The sequence below is a fragment of the Falseniella ignava genome, from assembly GCF_002847645.1.
GTDB classification, from domain to species: domain Bacteria; phylum Bacillota; class Bacilli; order Lactobacillales; family Aerococcaceae; genus Falseniella; species Falseniella ignava.
In genome coordinates this window covers 13627-29599 of record NZ_PKHE01000013.1, presented here as the reverse complement: position 1 = coordinate 29599, position 15973 = coordinate 13627, and the positions used below count along the sequence as shown (strand labels likewise).

Sequence of the window (15973 nt, the reverse complement as noted above, 5' to 3'; positions counted from 1 at the left end):
AAGTTACTCCGAACTACCTTGAAGCGACTTGATTCAAGCAGTCTTCCTCTATACCGACCCAACCCTCTGCCAATCACTTCCCAATGAACTGGAGGAAATCCGCGATGATAGCTTGATAAGCAGGGAGCCCCAAAATCAAACGGCTACCAGCATGAACAGCATTTGGAACTTCTTGATAACGGGTATAGGCTGGCGTCCTATCTGCCATAGCGATACTGTGGTGGGGTAAAATCAATGTGTCGCGACTGCCATGAATGAAGAGAATCGGACACTGGTTGTCTGCCATCGCCTTGATGGGTCGCGTATCACCTAAGCGAAAGCCATACAAGATCCAGGTTACTAGGCTAATACCTGGTAGGAAGATTTTCGAATAGTAACGTCCATACGCTTCCAAGATCAATTGGCGTAAGTCCGCAAAACCACAATCCGCTACTACAAAGTCCAACTTCGGTTGGTAGGCTAGAACGGATAAGGAAGTCGCTGACCCCATCGACTCCCCATGTAAGCCGAGTTCAATGGAAGCTCCATAACGCTTATAACAATCCTCAATAATGGCGAGTAAGTCCTTCCCCTCTAAGTAACCAATAGAGACGGCAGTAACAGGATTCTCTCCATGTCCCCGAGCATCATAGATGATACAATGATAGCCCAGCGCACGATAGACTGGGACATATTTGGCTGCGCCTAGACGGTTAGAAGTATATCCGTGGGAAATAATCACATAGCGCCTAGAAGGTTGATCTGCTAGAATCCGTTCGACCTTCAAGGGATACCCTTTCCATCCTTTGACCTGGTAGCTTTCACGCGGTAATTGGTCAAAGTCAAGCCACATCTGCTTGTCTTCTTCATATTGGCGTTCTTGGTCTAAAGTGACCGTCTTAGGAAAGGCGAGCATCCGCGCAAAATAATAGGAAAAACCTAAATAAATGATCACCGCTAAGATAAGAATTCCCACTATCCCCCAAGTAAATACTTGCCACATTTGTATCTTTCACCCTTTCAAATTACTGCCACTCAATCCCCAGCCGCTGCTTTTCAAGAAACTTGTTTGTTATGAATTTCCTATTTATTTTCCCTATTGATCGAAGATCTGTAACAGATCGGTAGGTTGTGAGATGATATAATCCGCCTTCGCAGCTTGAAGTTCTGCTTGACTGCCATAGCCATACAGAACCCCAACCGTTGTCAGACTCAGCTCATTACCCGCTAAGACATCAAACTTACGGTCCCCCACCATCACGACCTGGTCCGAAGCTGGATTCCCCAATACTTGCAAGACATAACGGATCACATCCAGCTTGTGTGAGCGAACCCCGTCAAAGGTCGCACCCCCGATATAATCAAAGTAATCCGTTAATTTGTAATGTGCCAGAATCCGTTCAGCGAAAACTTCTGGTTTAGAAGTCGCTAAAGCGATCATCTTACCCTGACTCTTCAATTGGTCTAAGACCGTCTTGATTCCTGGATAGACCGTATTTTCGAACAAACCAGTGGCCCCATAATACTCACGGTAATAATCTATAGCCTCTTTGGCTTGCATCTCATTCAAATTGAAAAAATCCATAAAAGAGTCCAGTAAAGGCGGGCCAATAAAAGGGTAGAGCTGACGACGGTCTTCCACTTCGATACCAAAGTGTTTCAAGGTATATTGAACACCACTAGTAATACCGACTCCCGGATCCACAAGGGTGCCGTCTAAATCAAATAAATAATACTGCATAAAATCTCTCACTTTCTCATCAAGTCCAAGATTGCCTTGGAATCAACTGTTTGGGTCCAGTGAACTGAGGACCCTACTTGCTTATCTTGTAGAATGGCAGCTTGTTCATCAACTGTCAAGTTCAGCACCACTTGTTCAAAAGCTGAAGGGTGAATCAAATAAGCAGCTGCCATGAGGTCAAAGAACTTGATAACTTGCGGCATTTGTCCCCCATGTAGGTCAAGCAAGAAAGGTTGGACAAGGGGGCCAATTGCTTGCCAGACTGGCCATTCCCTGACCGTATCCATCTCAAAGGACACTTGCTTACCGACCTCTAAAGGAATGATCGTTTTGGCACATTCGAGCGACATCACTTTGCGGGTTGCTTGAGGATCAAAACCAAAATTAAATTCCACCCGGTCTCCGTAATTACCTGGTCCCAGACAGCCACCCATCATTATGATTTGATCAAGCTTATCGATTAAGTCGGGGGCCTGATCCATCACGTACTGCACATTCGTCAAAGGACCCAAGGTCAGTAAGGTTATTGGACCTTGGCTCGTTCTCAGAAGATGAATGAGTTGATTAAGTGACCCCGTTTCAACCGGTGACTCTTCCTGGTCGAAGAAGCCAGCTCGACTTCGATCAGTTACTGAACTAGTACCCAACTGGCCTTGGCTTTTCAAGTCAGAATGGCTTGAAATCATGTAGCGGCTCTCCCGGTCGAGCCCCTTGATGACCGGCACCTTTAGGCCCAACTGGTGCGCAATATTGACCAAATTTTGACTGACAATCGGCAAGCATGTATTTCCCCCGACTGCTGATAGAGCCACAATTTCCCAAGAGGAAGAGGCTGCTAATAGGGCAATCGCCACCGCATCATCCAGCCCAGGATCCGTATCAACCCAAACCTGTCGCATAATGAGACCTCCTTATTCAATCTATTCATGCAAACCTACAAAAAGGCCAAGTTCTCACTCAGCCTTATCTCGGTCGATAGTTTCGCCTATATATCGCGTCTTCTTCCTTTATACTCGAATCTTAGTGCTTAATAAAAGTATTATAGAGGTAAAAACCTGCGATAATAGCAAGTCCAACTAGATAAAATATTCCTAGGACAATGAGAGCGTCTAACCAGGTCTTCACTCTAAACCAGCCGGATACAAGGAGGAGTGGATAGACCGTGACCAACATGGCAAGATGATGGACAATCAGTTACTTAGTGAAGGACCACCCTTCGATTTCATAGAGGACAGACGCTGCTGCAACTACTGTCATAATCAAGCCTGCAACGAAGACACCCTTCACTTCTTGGGGCGCTTTGCCTTGATTTTTCATTAGGAGCGAAATTGCGGTCATTACAATCAATGGCCCAATCCCACGAATAAATGCCTGCATCAAATACTTCATCTTAATTCCTCCTTTATTCATATCCTATCATTGACCCATTTCCAACAGCTTTTTCTTCCTCTTTATTTTATCAAAAAAACAAGATGGATGTAAATTGTTAACGCTATTCGACGAGACCACACCCTGCCTAAGAAACTCAAAAAAAAGCCCAAGAGCAGCTTAAGCTACTCTTGAGACTCTCAAAATCTTAATGTTCGTTAGGATCATTCTTAGCGTCTTCGTGCGTTGGATGAACAGTGCCTGCCACATGGTCAGGACCTGCATAGACTGTGTATAACTTCAATGGTTGGTCACCAATGTTAGTAACATTATGCCAAGTATCCGCCGGAACAAAGATTGCATCATCATCTGATACTTCTTGTTCAAAGGTCAAATTATCTTCAGCATCGCCCATTTGACAAAGTCCTTTACCTGATTCAATGCGTAGAAATTGGTCGATCCCATGATGGATCTCAAGACCAATATCATCACCTGTCGCAATTGACATTACCGTTACTTGTAACTTATCACCTGTCCAAATCGTCGTCCGATAGTTCTCATTCTCGATGGAATAATCTTCGATATTGACGATATAAGGCTCTTTACCATGATCTTTATAATCAAATGTCATCCCTGATGCACTTCCTTTATTAATATTCGTCGAGTTCATCAAGAAATACTCCTTAACAACTCGACTATGTTCACTTTATCACGATATGATCAGATACGCAAAGAAAATGCTTTCAGGAAAAAGATAGAGTCGAGATAATGAACTGGGAATTAGTTTGTTCAATTTTTGAAAACTTACCCAACTTTATAGTCTCATTACCAATCAATAACACGACTCATGACAAACAAAAATACACTTGATATTTCCATAAAATACCAAGTGTATTATAGCTTTATGTCCCCTGTAGGACTCGAACCTACGACCCTCTGATTAAGAGTCAGATGCTCTACCACTAAGCTAAGGAGACTTTTTTGTGAACAAAATTATTGTACTACTAACTCAGATTGAATGAAAGGATTTTTTGTATTTTTTCGTTTTTAACTGATCCAATACGACCCATTATTAATGCCCCCACTGATTCATGGGAGTAATTTTTATTTACTTCTTAGTTCCTATATCTTCTTCCTTGGAGACCCGTTTTTCTTTGATGAACATATCGATGATCACTGCAAGCAGAGCTGGAATCCATGCGTAAATCCATAAATCCCAGACAAAGCTCATTAGTAAGACAACCACAGCAGCAACTACATATAAAATACCTGTTCTGATGTCCTGCGCCCTCCTTAACGTATCTTACATTACAATCAGTCATTAATGAGATAATCGCTTAACAATTACCTCGCAATATTATAAAATCGTCTTTTTGACTGATCAAGCAAGTTACTTAGACTTGATTAAGGTTTCACTTATCACTTCGAATTAAGTTGATGAGACAATCTTTGTAGGGGCTTTCTCTTGAAGAGATTCAAGCGCCTGAGTTGAATATGCTTGACGCACGGTGAGGGTGTAAGGGCGATCTTTACTTTCAAATGAAACAAGTTGGCCTTGCTTCAAATCAATCTCAATAGATTGAATGCTTTCCCAAGGAATGCAGCGTAGCCAGAGGCTACGACCAGGTAGATAATAGATACCCTTGTCGTGAATCCCACGGTCAGAATACGCTGAATAAAGATAGATTCCACAGATCAAGGCTAGCCAAACATCCCATACGCTAGACCCAAAACTCAAGCCCACCCACACCAAAATGGCAAGGCTTAACAGGAGAGCTAGCTTCAGTGGTGGGGTAAGTTTAGCAGAATACTGGCAGTCCATTCGAATCTTAAAATTTCTGGCGGCCAATAGTCCCACAAGGATACTGATTACTATTGCCAAAACACTTCGCGCTTGCATATTATGAACTCCTTCTTAGTCCTAAATTTCATAAAGAACATCTCAATTAGTCATGAATAGATTGTAGCATATAGGATTATAGAACAAAAAAAATAAAGGTCCTGAAAAAATCTCTAGCCAAAATAAAGAGATTATCGTCACAATGGTAGTGCAGATAGATTCAATATGATGCTAGTAGACACAAACTTGTTCTAGGATCATATCGATGAGAGAGAGAAAGTCAAAACTCTAGAAAATTCTAGAGTGCTTTAAAGGATCACCCCCGCGTGTGCGGGAAAGACGTGAATCAAAAGACAGCCGAGGTAATACTGTTAGGATCACCCCCGCGTGTGCGGGAAAGACCTTCTGCCAAAAACATCGCTCCTTTCTATTTAAGGATCACCCCCGCGTGTGCGGGAAAGACTCATCATACGGTTCTATTATTAAATAAGGTGAGGGATCACCCCCGCGTGTGCGGGAAAGACCCCTGTAAATCTTCCTCTTTAACAAACGTTCCAGGATCACCCCCGCGTGTGCGGGAAAGACATTGGGCTAACGGACGCGTTTTTACTTTGTCAAGGATCACCCCCGCGTGTGCGGGAAAGACTCATTAATTGACCGAAGAATGATATCCTGACCGGGATCACCCCCGCGTGTGCGGGAAAGACTCCTTTGGAGGTTGAGGTCGGTAAATTCGCACGGGATCACCCCCGCGTGTGCGGGAAAGACTATCCACTTTCAAACGTGTTTATAATCCAATCGGGATCACCCCCGCGTGTGCGGGAAAGACTTGAGATATACGCTGATGAAGGCGCGCGTTACAGGATCACCCCCGCGTGTGCGGGAAAGACATTAAAAGATCCCTTTAGTATCATGCATCACTATTAATAATGTCTTGAAATAAATTCACTTTTGTAGACAATTCATAGATTAATTTGGAATCATCCAAGGCTCGATATGGAACCTCTTTATTTATTCCATAAAATTGCAGAACAGTCTCTAATTTATAGTCATTAAGGTACATGTTTTCTTTTCTGACCAGTTTTTTTAAATCAATAGCCTTATTCATTATATGCCCTTTATTCAATTGTTTTAACGTCTTATTTATGAACTCTAAATCAAAATTTACCCCATACCCAATGATTAGATCATCACCTATAAACTTTAAAAAATCATCCAATACTTTCTCGATAGGGAGTCCTTCCTTTTTTAATGCTTGGGAAGTAATCCCCGTTAATTGAATGATATTTTCAGGCACTACGTTATCAGTTCTTACCAAAGAAGAAAACATTGTCACTTTAGTCGGTTCTACTGATAAAGCGGCAACTTCAATTATAGAGTGTGAGTTTGAATCAAGCCCTTCTGTCTCAATATCAATTACCGTATAAGGTATGAATGGCTTTACTTTTGGAGCTAGACTGCCTTGTTTTTTTCTAGCATAGTGAATCTTAGATGCATTGCTGAATCCAAATCCCTCTTCATCTTGATCATTATTTTCAGATACAGGTATACTTACCAAAGGTAGACCATCTAAATATGCAACACTTCTTTCAGTATTCAACGTTCTAAAATCATACCCGATTTCGTTCCGACAGGCATAACTTAGAGTCGCTTCACCGGTTCCAACGCTCTGCTGGACTCTCTCCCACAAATTTTCTCTAATCTTAGGATTAAAATTACCAATATAAACACCTGTAGCAATTTCTTGCATCCATTTTGACAAATCACCTCTTAAAGATGGTGAAGATTTCTTTAATGTAATGACGGTTATGGGCAATTTCTTTCATCCTCACTGTAGTTTACCCCAAATCTGACCAACCGATCCTTGTCATCCCATAATTCCATTGTTACAATCTCAAGTTGATCATCGTCCTCAACATCCAAGAGATACTGAATATCCTTGACGATTTTTTTCATAAGCTTCCCATCTACAAAAGAATCTCTCATATACTGCCTTGAAATCCTCCCAATATCATCTTCCCGAGAACAAGTTGAAGCAATCTTGAAAGCAATTGGTATAGTAAAAGTTGTCTTATATAAATCCGCTATATCATAAACAAACGACCTGTCATGTCCTGTATGTACGAACCCAAGTCCTGGGGATAGGCCTAAAGCAACAATGACACTATGTACAACGCCGTAAAGACAGACATTACATGCAGATAGAGCCTGATTCACTACATCGCCATCTTCGAAATGCTCTGGATCATAGTCCCGCATAGTCCACTCTACATTGAATTGATTTGAGAATTTTCGGTAAACTTTCCTAACTCTAGCTCCTTCTCGTCCCCTTAACTGCTGCATTGTAAGGGTTGAAACATCCTCAGTTGGAAATCTTAAACAATACATCCTTCTTGCAACATTTAATCTTAATCGATTATTTGAAACTAACTTCGCTTGTTTCTCTAGTAAACGAGTCGAACGAGCTAAAGGTCGCCCATTTGCATAATATCGAACACCACGCTCTCCAATCCATATAACACTCGTCCCAATCTCTCCAATTAATTCAATTGCTCGATGACTAATATCTATGCCCGGTCCTAATAATAAGACTCCTATCATCGCTGCAGGAATCTTAATTAATCCATTTTTATCACGTACAGTTATAGCACCATCTTGCCTATTAACTTTAGCACGTTCTAAATAAATGAAACTAACTCGGTCTCCAATTCTAGGAAGAACAGATAAAGATAACTTTTGAGCCTTATATATCGGATTCATAGTTAACCTCTAGGAATAATTGTCATTAAACCAAAACCATACGCCTTTTTCCTTCCGAAACCATTTATCAAGGTCTCTCGAAACTGATTTTTATCTATGACTTTAAGCTTACCTTGATAAGTTGCTTTAACCAACCGAATATCTCTCTGGTTTGACTTCTTTAAGAGTGCATACCCCCGATCAATAATCATGAATTCATCAGATTTAAGTTCAAAACCATTCTTTACAGAACGGTTCATCAAAAATAATTCCTGGTGCTTATTCGTAATATGAGGAACTACTCTCCCTCTTTTAGAATCAGACTCATCTTTAATGGAAACAGTTGGATTTAAAGTGACTCGGAATTGGGCTTCCATCCCATCATAAATGCTACCCAAAAATGCATCGTAATTTTTGCATAATGCCGTCCCTTTTACACCATATTTCTCAAGCAAGTTTAGTTCAGGTTCTTTTTGGCTCAGAACAAGTAAATAATCTTTCCCATTCAAAGTGTCCACCCGCCAAAGCTTTCTAGTTCGAACTTGATTGTCAATCTCATAGGGATAGGACTGTTCAACCCAGTTGTGATATGCGCCAACATGAGAAAGATCTTTAATTTTTCTCCGATTATTTTTATCAATTTCTACTCTAGATAGATACACTTCCTTCACCTCCTAAAGCAGAAAATGCATCATGCTCACTGTATTTATTTTCTATTTTAATATTCAAATAAGACTCATACCTATAATTAAATTTGCGCCCCTTCTGATTAAACGATTCGGGTCGATCTTTACGGATAAAAACTGCCTGATCAGGTACTAGATATGCATCCAAGTAAACAGAAAGGTTACTTGAATACTTTTTTCGATACCAATCACTTGCCTGCCAAGGATATCTTGAAAGTATTTGCGGAATATCCTCATCGTGAATGCCTTGAAAAAAATCGGCAGTCAACGGTAGAGTGCGGCGTCCTAGAAATGGCTGAAAATATGGACTAAGTAACGCATCCTTAATTTCCGTTATAAACCTATCATCTTTATGATTAAGTGCGACTAGAAAGATTGCATCCTCTATATAGTAACGGTTTGTTACATATGTTCTGTCAAAATTACCATTATTTTTATACTTCTTAGCAATATGGTAATCCCTAAGTATCTTACCTTTCTGATCAACCCGGACTCCAAAATTTAAATCATTTAGTTTTTTTATCTTTTGGGTCTCGTTTCTCCTATATCCCAAACTGGCCGCAATCATTCCAATAATAGCACTCTTCGATGGATAGAGGTCAGTGTGTCTGGTCTCAAAGTGAGAATCGGTTCCATAAGATTGTAAAGGTCCCGACAGCTTTAATAAAATAGTTGTCATTAAGACTCACTCATTTCTGGTAATATCTCTTTTAATTTATCAGTTAGAAGATGCTTTAATTCGTCTAAATTACGACTGTCTTGCCCTCCAAAATCCGAATAATCTGCATCATTTAATACCAAGTAATAAGTTGATATAGGTTCATCCGCTATTTTGGAAACATTTAAGCTTTCTTTAAATAACTTATCAATTGATTCATCCACATAACCTTTGGATGAACAAATAGGTTTTTCAAAAGCTGTTACTAAATTAATTGGCCGATCAGATCTGATTTGGACAAGTAGGGCTTGTGGGAGAGTTTGATTAGCAAATGTCGTAACTTTTCCAGTTGGCAATGATTTCACAAAGGCATCTAAAAATAAATTTACAGTATTAATAGTTGCTTCCTTATTATTAATTTGGTGGGTTAATTCATGAAGTGCAATGTTAGCATAACGATAAAGTGTGGAAGAATTGAATTCAATCGTCCCCAACATACCTGCTCCTGCATTATCCTCAGGAGATAAATCATCGATAGCAGTGAAAAAATCAAATTCCGTGTCGACAGCGTGAGTTGAAATTGCGTGGGCTACTTGACAGGAAGCATCTTCGTTTAATGATGGATCATCCGCAACCATACGTCCAAATAATGCAATATCAATTGCTGGATTATCTCGAAGAATCGCTTGTAAATTCTTCTTGTCAGTTTCTTGACTAATAGCAGCTTCTGCTAGTCTTTGAGCCTGTATATCCCCAAGGAAAAAAAGTGCTTTTGCTTTAAGATCTTTTGTCTTTATATTTGCTTTATTTAGAATATCATCTGCCATTATTATTGCAGGCTCATAGGAAATTTTCGGATCAATTTCTTGAATCTTCTGAGCAATATAATTCACTATATTTAGTGTCCTCACCCCTACGTTTGATACATTCCCGTATTCCTTAAAATAATCTCGCATTGCCTTCTTCCATGACTGTGAACTTACTCTTGATCTTCTAACACCACCATATTGAGCCGTTTTGGGGCTTCCTGTATCATCTCGATTAATATTTGAAGGGGGTAATGTCTGAATAGCATGTACATCTAAAAAAACTCTATTCTTCATAATTTTGATCTTCTCCTTTAAAGTTAGTTCGATAATACTCACGCGACCAATTTAATTTTATGTTCTCATCATATCCTTTCAAATACCAAAATAAATCCTGACTTAGCTTAGCATAATTCACTTTCCCTGTTTCCTTTTCTCTTGATCTTAACAGTTTAATAAGTTGTCTTAAATGATGTATTAATTCCTCATAAGTTGCAGAAGTAACCAATGTATTAAATCGATGATCGATTGATTTTTTCGAGTCCTCTGTTCGGAGGACCTTTAATGATTTCCCCATATTCATATAAGAGTCTTCTAAATTTAAAATACTAGTTGAAAGCCCCTGTTGGTGAAGTGAATAGAGTTGCAATGTTGTAAGGATCGCTTGTTCGTATGCTGTAAATGAGCTATTAGTTCCTAAATAAGTCTGTGGCAAGTTTTCAAACAGTACTGGCCACACCTCTGAATTACCCCTTACTGACCTACCAAGAGAATTTCTTAGTTTAGCTAAAGTTGCCTTCCCTGTAGGATGATCATATGTACTGGATAACTTTTTTAATATATTATACGTTACATGATAAATAGAAACTTCATTTTCTTGAACTTTCATCCATTATTTCCTCCTTTTTACTAAGCCCAAGTTCCTTATACAAGAAATATTTAAACTTATTATATACCGTTATAATGTTTTTCCTACCTCCTTCATTATCCGGGATACCAATGAAATCTCGACTTGTTCCTTGGACAACATGAGTCTTTGCTTGTTGATCGACAATTATACTTAACTGATCATACCACTCTAATACTTTATTATCTTTCGAATCAAAAACTTCAATTGTCGCAATCCATTCTCTAAAAGGTTGATCAACCAAACTAAATAAAGATTCAACAAATTGATCTAATTGCACCTTATTTTTGACACCTCTAATTTCAAAAATATCTCTCAAAAATTCGCGATAGGTATATCCTATAACTTTCTTCGTTTTCTCAACAGCTTCATCGATACGTGGTATCCAATAGTTATCTTCAGTATCCGCTAACAGAATATCTTTTACATTCAGTGAATCACAAATCTCATCTACTGGAACCCATGAAGTAGCGTTACCATCATCTTTCATACTGATTGATTGGAGCTTTACAACTTTTTCTGATATGAATTCTTCATCAATTAACCAATTGAGCCAATCGATGAGACCGGGTCGTCTTTGCCCATCAGAAAAGGATGATGGACTGGCAACTAAACCAATAGAACGCCATAATGCTTGATTTGCTGGATGCTTACGAGGTGTAAATTTTTTGGTTTTGTCGTTATGTTTCCATAAGGTCATAGGTTCTAAAAATTGATCTTCATGTTCTAAATCTGGTAACTTGACTATTTGACACGAGAAAGGCCGATTAATATCAATCTCTGGATCAATATAGATAGCACGACTCCATAAGGTATATAGTTCAGCTAAATTATCGATAGGTGCCCCTGAAAAATAAGCCTTAATTTTATCTTCACTATCATATTCCCAACAGGGTCTTTGGATTGAAGCGCGATACTCTCTCTGTGGGTGTAAGATAATATAATTTACCATTAACGTTTCAAATAAATTCTTTTCTTCTATATAGATACCACCTATGTCAAATAGCCATCCTTTTGAGGCTTTGTACTTGTCAGAACCAAATATCACTTTATCGGCTAAACCTGTATAACTCTGATAAGTAATAAGCCATCGTACTACTTCAGATTCATTTAATATGTTTTTATTATCATTAAACTCTGATTTAGGTGAAAATAATGCTATTTTATTATCACTTTCTGAAATGAGACGATTAATATTCTTGCCTGAAATTTTTGAGCCGCTTGATTTATTTATCTTATCTTGCGAAATATCACTTTCCTTCACCTGAAAAAAAGGATATTTCTCGTCAAACAAATAAAATCGGTCCTGCCACTTGTCCAAATATTTTTGAATACTTTCAGTAAAGCTCCCTCGTCGATATAAATTGAGCCATGTAGTCATCAACGCTTCTTCATATTGCTCTTGCTCAAATGTATCTACACTATTGGCTGGAAAAAAATGAGCATTTAGCTCTATTTGTTCATATATTGATCCCTCATCATCAAAACGACTATATACAGTATGAAGGATTGATAATAGAAATCTCAGTAACGCAAAATTCTGAGTCCGTGTATCTCCAGCTAGGCATTTATAATGGTGGGCATTCTCGAAAAATTCTTTCAAAGATACTTCTTTACTATTTCCCCTTTCATCCATAACAACCGGTATCCAAGCTTCTTCTAACAAATTAAAACGACTCACTCTCTTTCACCCTTTCATATGTAAGCCCTTTACTTAAAGTATACATTAATCTATAACCATTTAAAACTGTTTCAAGATCTTCATTAAGAATAATACCTAAAGATCCCTTTAACCATGTGTTATTTTGCCAGTCTCTTAAATATCTTAAATTGAGGACCTCTAGATCTTTGATCGTTTCTGAAACATTGTATGGTTGAGTTAAGGCTAGAGGCAAAGTAATGGTCTCCAGAGATAGCCGTTTGCTCACGCCATAATCTTCGATCTTTCCAGAAATATCTTCATCGCTGTCTATGAAGGTGTAACCCATGCCCTTCTTCTTAACTAAAATAACCTCAATCGTTTCTTGTGTATCTCGAACTTGAGCATAAGAATATTCCTCACTTTCATCAGGATGAGAATTTTTCAATAATCCATTTAATGAAACTTTTTTTCGAAGTGGACTTGGATAGAGAGGATCACTGATTCTAAATTTCTTAGCTTTTGATTCTTTATTCGCAATTTTATTGTCGTGATCTTCTTTCATGGTGGACAAAGCCTCAATATTTTCAGTCTGATAGACTTTCTGTACTAAGGGAGAGATATCTTCAGGTAATAATAATGTGTCTGGTAAATATAATTGTGTCTTTGCTAAGATATAGTTCCCATATATATGTACAGATCCTGGTTCAAAATCAAAGGACGGACTTGTATCTAGTACATAGAATACAGGTGTTTGAAATCCTATGGGACGTTCAATCATATGTCGATGCAGACGCCCTACTCTTTGAATCAACAAGTCCATTGGAGCTAAATCACTTATCAAACAATCAAAATCGATATCTAATGATTGTTCAATAACTTGAGTTCCAATAATCAACTTATTCGATGGTCGGTCGGCACCTTTTCCAATTTCACTCATTAATTGTTTCTCTTTTTGTATTCGATGTGTAGCTAAATATTTCGAATGTAATAAAAATATACGTTCTTCCCCAAATAACTCTACACATTCTTCGAAGAGTTCTTGCGCTCGCTGAACTGTATTGACGATCAAGCCAATAATGCCGCCCTTGCTCATTAAAATCTTTAGCTGTCCCATTAATTCTATTGACGATATTTTTTGAATAGTGACAAGGAGAGAGCGGTTTCCTTTTTGAAAATTATTGAATTGGCGAACCCTATCACCGTCTGAATAGGTCATGAGAGGATAGGCGCTAGAGCTCATCATCTCATCCGTTAAACGAAGATTTTTGCCTTTAATACCTCTTCCTTTCATATATGCATGTATGAATTCTTGTCGCTTCTGTACTGGTAGGGTTGCCGATAATATGATGACCGGCACACCATACGCTCCCATCCACACTAAGGCCTCTAAGAGATATTGATCCATATAAGCATCATACGCATGAACTTCATCGATGATGACAACCTTCCTTGAAAAACCGAGGTGACGCAATGCTAGATGCTTCTGCTTAAGTCCGACCATCAAAAACTGGTCAACTGTTCCTACAACAAAATCATCTAAAATAGAAGTTTTCCTTCCTGTAAACCACTGATTTACAATGACTGATTCATCATCTGTCTGATTATCAACACCAATACTTTGAGCTGATGATTCTTCAATGACATTAAGAGCTGATTTACCATGTTTTAGTAAATCAAAAGTGGTATTTAAATTAGCTTTTCCATGGACCAATTGAATCGAAGCAACTTCAAGACTAGAGCCAGCGTATTTTTTTAACCACCCCAATACCCTAGGAAAAATTCCATTAGATGTTGCTTGAGTAGGTAGACCAAAAAATATTCCACTTCTCCCAGTTTTGTTCATAAGTTGCTCTGCTAATATTAAAGCTGCTTCTGTCTTTCCCTCTCCCATTGGAGCTTCTAAAATTACAATTCCTGGATTATCTATATCATCAGTCTCCTCTGCAACCTGCATTTGAAAACTTCTTGGTGAAAATCCAAAACGATCTTGATACATCTGAGATATAGACTCATAGCCAACTTTCTCGATTGGGAAAGTTTTGAACCATTTTTCCCATCCAGATCTTAGCCTCAATGCTTGATCTACGGATTGGTCTAAACCAATATCAAATAATGGAAAATAATTCTCATTACTCGAAATCCAGTCTGCCATTATCAATAATCCAGATAATATCAACTGCCCAGCTTGAGTAAACTCTGGAATGTCTTCTGCTGATTCAAAATAACTAAGGTTAAGAGCACGTTCAAAAAGCTTGTATTGTTCTGAATTCCATAATTGATAAATAGGATCTTCGGAATTCTCCGTCTGAAAATAATTATTTTCGTAACTTCTTTGAATCTTAATCTCAGAAAGATCATTAACTGGTCTGCCGTGATGTCCCCCAACAATCGAAGCAATTCCGCTATTCACACCAAATTTAGTAAGTAAGTATTGTCCAGCTAAAGCATGCGGTGATTTCTTTCTAAAAATACTATTAAAATCAGATATATCTTTGAATCCAAATCCCTGTAATTTTTCCAACAGGGGATAATTTAAATCATCTGAATAGTTATAACCTGGTAACGTTTGAAAACAGGGAGTCGCTTTCCCAAGATCATGAATAGCTCCCAGGAATTGAACTACTTGTTTAGCGGTAGTCGCATTCCCAAAAGACATAGACCCAACCAAAAATTCTTTTTGCCCGGGATTGAGCCAATGTTCCCATAGCATACCTATGATCTCTCTAGTATCTTCTAAATGCTGCCCTAGTGGCAACCATCTCAGACAGCCTTTTTGTTCATTTTTCTTGGCCCAAAAGACATTATTTACAGTATAAATATGAATCACCTCTTGAGTAAAACACTAGACCAATTAGCATCCACTTTAACTTTAATTCATCAATAGTTTTTTAAAAGAAGTTAGGAGACAGTTCTAAAAATAATTCTATCATATTTTATAATGGTTTATTAATATAAAAAGGTTTTTAATCATTAATCAGCAATCTATAAAAAACCAATCTTATCTAACTTACCCCAAGTAAAAAAGCCACCCGCCCTCGCTATTGGCCACTATAGTGCCCCCAAAAAAGTTGGACCAGAAATCTAACTTTTTGGGGGTGTTTATATTGGCAAAATATAGTTACGAATTTAAACGAAAGATTGTCGAAGAATATTTAGAAGGTGTTGGCAGTTACAAATATTTGACTAAAAAATAATTCCATTCAGGATTTTATTTCTTTATTAATTGCGATGAATGTAGTTATTAAAAGTCAAAACTTAAAAACTTATTACCTAAAGAGCATTAAAGAGTCCTTCGAAGGAAGAATGATTAGAGATGCTCATCTTTATAGATCATCCCGAGCCTTGAACCAGACGTATAAGTTTTTCAACTTAGTGTAAAATAACTGTTGGTAAGCTAAAAGCAAAAAAGATAACCCTCTGCTATACTGTTAGTAACCAAAACACACAGAAAGTTAGAGGGTTATCCATGAATATTGTAACACAAGTTATGCAAGAAATTAGTAAAATGATGACAGATTTATATCATCAAGCGATTCAAGGGGAAGTAGACTTTTCAACGTGTATCAAAACCATTCGCGATACGATGCGTCAACTCTCGGTCGATTTA

The 15973-nt window shown here is 38.3% G+C and carries 14 protein-coding genes, 1 tRNA gene and 1 CRISPR repeat array; all 15 genes read right to left on the bottom strand.

Features of this window, described 5'->3' with window-relative positions; translation table 11 throughout:
* Nucleotides 1–73: 73 nt before the first annotated feature.
* On the bottom strand, nt 74–982 hold the full coding sequence (locus tag CYJ57_RS05470; RefSeq protein WP_101954382.1) for an alpha/beta hydrolase: 909 nt from the start codon (nt 980–982) through the stop codon (nt 74–76).
* Nucleotides 983–1075: 93 nt separating this feature from the next.
* The gene (locus CYJ57_RS05465) at nt 1076–1720 is read right to left on the bottom strand and encodes an HAD family hydrolase (RefSeq protein WP_101954381.1); all 645 of its coding nucleotides are present in this window, start codon (nt 1718–1720) and stop codon (nt 1076–1078) included.
* Between the two features lie 8 nt (nt 1721–1728).
* Nucleotides 1729–2619, bottom strand: coding sequence for a nucleoside hydrolase (locus CYJ57_RS05460; protein WP_101954380.1), 891 nt, complete (start codon nt 2617–2619; stop codon nt 1729–1731).
* Between the two features lie 295 nt (nt 2620–2914).
* Nucleotides 2915–3109 (bottom strand): hypothetical protein, encoded by a 195-nt coding sequence (locus CYJ57_RS07995; protein WP_244896585.1) that lies wholly within the window; start codon nt 3107–3109, stop codon nt 2915–2917.
* Nucleotides 3110–3296: 187 nt separating this feature from the next.
* Nucleotides 3297–3719 carry a cupin domain-containing protein gene (locus CYJ57_RS05450; RefSeq protein ID WP_101954397.1) on the bottom strand — a complete coding sequence of 141 codons (423 nt, stop codon included), beginning with the start codon at nt 3717–3719 and terminating at the stop codon, nt 3297–3299.
* Between the two features lie 274 nt (nt 3720–3993).
* Nucleotides 3994–4065: transfer RNA gene (locus CYJ57_RS05445), tRNA-Lys, on the bottom strand.
* Nucleotides 4066–4517: 452 nt separating this feature from the next.
* Nucleotides 4518–4988 carry a hypothetical protein gene (locus tag CYJ57_RS05440; protein WP_101954379.1) on the bottom strand — a complete coding sequence of 157 codons (471 nt, stop codon included), beginning with the start codon at nt 4986–4988 and terminating at the stop codon, nt 4518–4520.
* A 253-nt stretch (nt 4989–5241) separates the two neighbouring features.
* A CRISPR array of direct repeats spans nt 5242–5818; the repeat unit is 28 nt; unit sequence GGATCACCCCCGCGTGTGCGGGAAAGAC.
* Nucleotides 5819–5838: 20 nt separating this feature from the next.
* Entirely contained in the window at nt 5839–6744 is a 906-nt protein-coding gene (cas2e, locus tag CYJ57_RS05435) for a type I-E CRISPR-associated endoribonuclease Cas2e (protein WP_101954378.1), read from the bottom strand.
* On the bottom strand, nt 6735–7688 hold the full coding sequence (gene cas1e / locus CYJ57_RS05430; protein WP_101954377.1) for a type I-E CRISPR-associated endonuclease Cas1e: 954 nt from the start codon (nt 7686–7688) through the stop codon (nt 6735–6737). Before cas1e ends, cas2e begins: the two co-directional genes overlap by 10 nt.
* Nucleotides 7689–7690: 2 nt before the next feature.
* On the bottom strand, nt 7691–8329 hold the full coding sequence (gene cas6e, locus CYJ57_RS05425) for a type I-E CRISPR-associated protein Cas6/Cse3/CasE (protein WP_101954376.1): 639 nt from the start codon (nt 8327–8329) through the stop codon (nt 7691–7693).
* On the bottom strand, nt 8316–9032 hold the full coding sequence (cas5e, locus tag CYJ57_RS05420; RefSeq protein WP_101954375.1) for a type I-E CRISPR-associated protein Cas5/CasD: 717 nt from the start codon (nt 9030–9032) through the stop codon (nt 8316–8318). The genes cas6e and cas5e overlap by 14 nt, the downstream gene beginning before the upstream one ends.
* Nucleotides 9032–10114, bottom strand: coding sequence for a type I-E CRISPR-associated protein Cas7/Cse4/CasC (gene cas7e / locus CYJ57_RS05415; RefSeq protein ID WP_180764401.1), 1083 nt, complete (start codon nt 10112–10114; stop codon nt 9032–9034). Before cas7e ends, cas5e begins: the two co-directional genes overlap by 1 nt.
* The gene (casB, locus tag CYJ57_RS05410) at nt 10104–10706 is read right to left on the bottom strand and encodes a type I-E CRISPR-associated protein Cse2/CasB (protein ID WP_101954374.1); all 603 of its coding nucleotides are present in this window, start codon (nt 10704–10706) and stop codon (nt 10104–10106) included. Before casB ends, cas7e begins: the two co-directional genes overlap by 11 nt.
* The gene (locus CYJ57_RS05405; protein ID WP_101954373.1) at nt 10687–12405 is read right to left on the bottom strand and encodes a type I-E CRISPR-associated protein Cse1/CasA; all 1719 of its coding nucleotides are present in this window, start codon (nt 12403–12405) and stop codon (nt 10687–10689) included. The genes casB and CYJ57_RS05405 overlap by 20 nt, the downstream gene beginning before the upstream one ends.
* Nucleotides 12392–15193, bottom strand: coding sequence for a CRISPR-associated helicase Cas3' (gene cas3, locus CYJ57_RS05400; RefSeq protein ID WP_425319857.1), 2802 nt, complete (start codon nt 15191–15193; stop codon nt 12392–12394). Before cas3 ends, CYJ57_RS05405 begins: the two co-directional genes overlap by 14 nt.
* Between the last annotated feature and the right edge of the window lie 780 nt (nt 15194–15973).

What these genes read in the sequence shown, in the direction of transcription:
- CYJ57_RS05470 (WP_101954382.1), bottom strand. Translation starts at nt 982, where the DNA reads ATGTGGCAAGTATTTACTTGGGGGATAGTGGGAATTCTTATCTTAGCG.
- CYJ57_RS05465 (WP_101954381.1), bottom strand. Translation starts at nt 1,720, where the DNA reads ATGCAGTATTATTTATTTGATTTAGACGGCACCCTTGTGGATCCGGGA.
- CYJ57_RS05460 (WP_101954380.1), bottom strand. Translation starts at nt 2,619, where the DNA reads ATGCGACAGGTTTGGGTTGATACGGATCCTGGGCTGGATGATGCGGTG.
- CYJ57_RS07995 (WP_244896585.1), bottom strand. Translation starts at nt 3,109, where the DNA reads ATGAAGTATTTGATGCAGGCATTTATTCGTGGGATTGGGCCATTGATT.
- CYJ57_RS05450 (WP_101954397.1), bottom strand. Translation starts at nt 3,719, where the DNA reads ATGACATTTGATTATAAAGATCATGGTAAAGAGCCTTATATCGTCAAT.
- CYJ57_RS05440 (WP_101954379.1), bottom strand. Translation starts at nt 4,988, where the DNA reads ATGCAAGCGCGAAGTGTTTTGGCAATAGTAATCAGTATCCTTGTGGGA.
- cas1e (WP_101954377.1), bottom strand. Translation starts at nt 7,688, where the DNA reads ATGAATCCGATATATAAGGCTCAAAAGTTATCTTTATCTGTTCTTCCT.
- cas5e (WP_101954375.1), bottom strand. Translation starts at nt 9,032, where the DNA reads ATGACAACTATTTTATTAAAGCTGTCGGGACCTTTACAATCTTATGGA.
- cas7e (WP_180764401.1), bottom strand. Translation starts at nt 10,114, where the DNA reads ATGAAGAATAGAGTTTTTTTAGATGTACATGCTATTCAGACATTACCC.
- casB (WP_101954374.1), bottom strand. Translation starts at nt 10,706, where the DNA reads ATGAAAGTTCAAGAAAATGAAGTTTCTATTTATCATGTAACGTATAAT.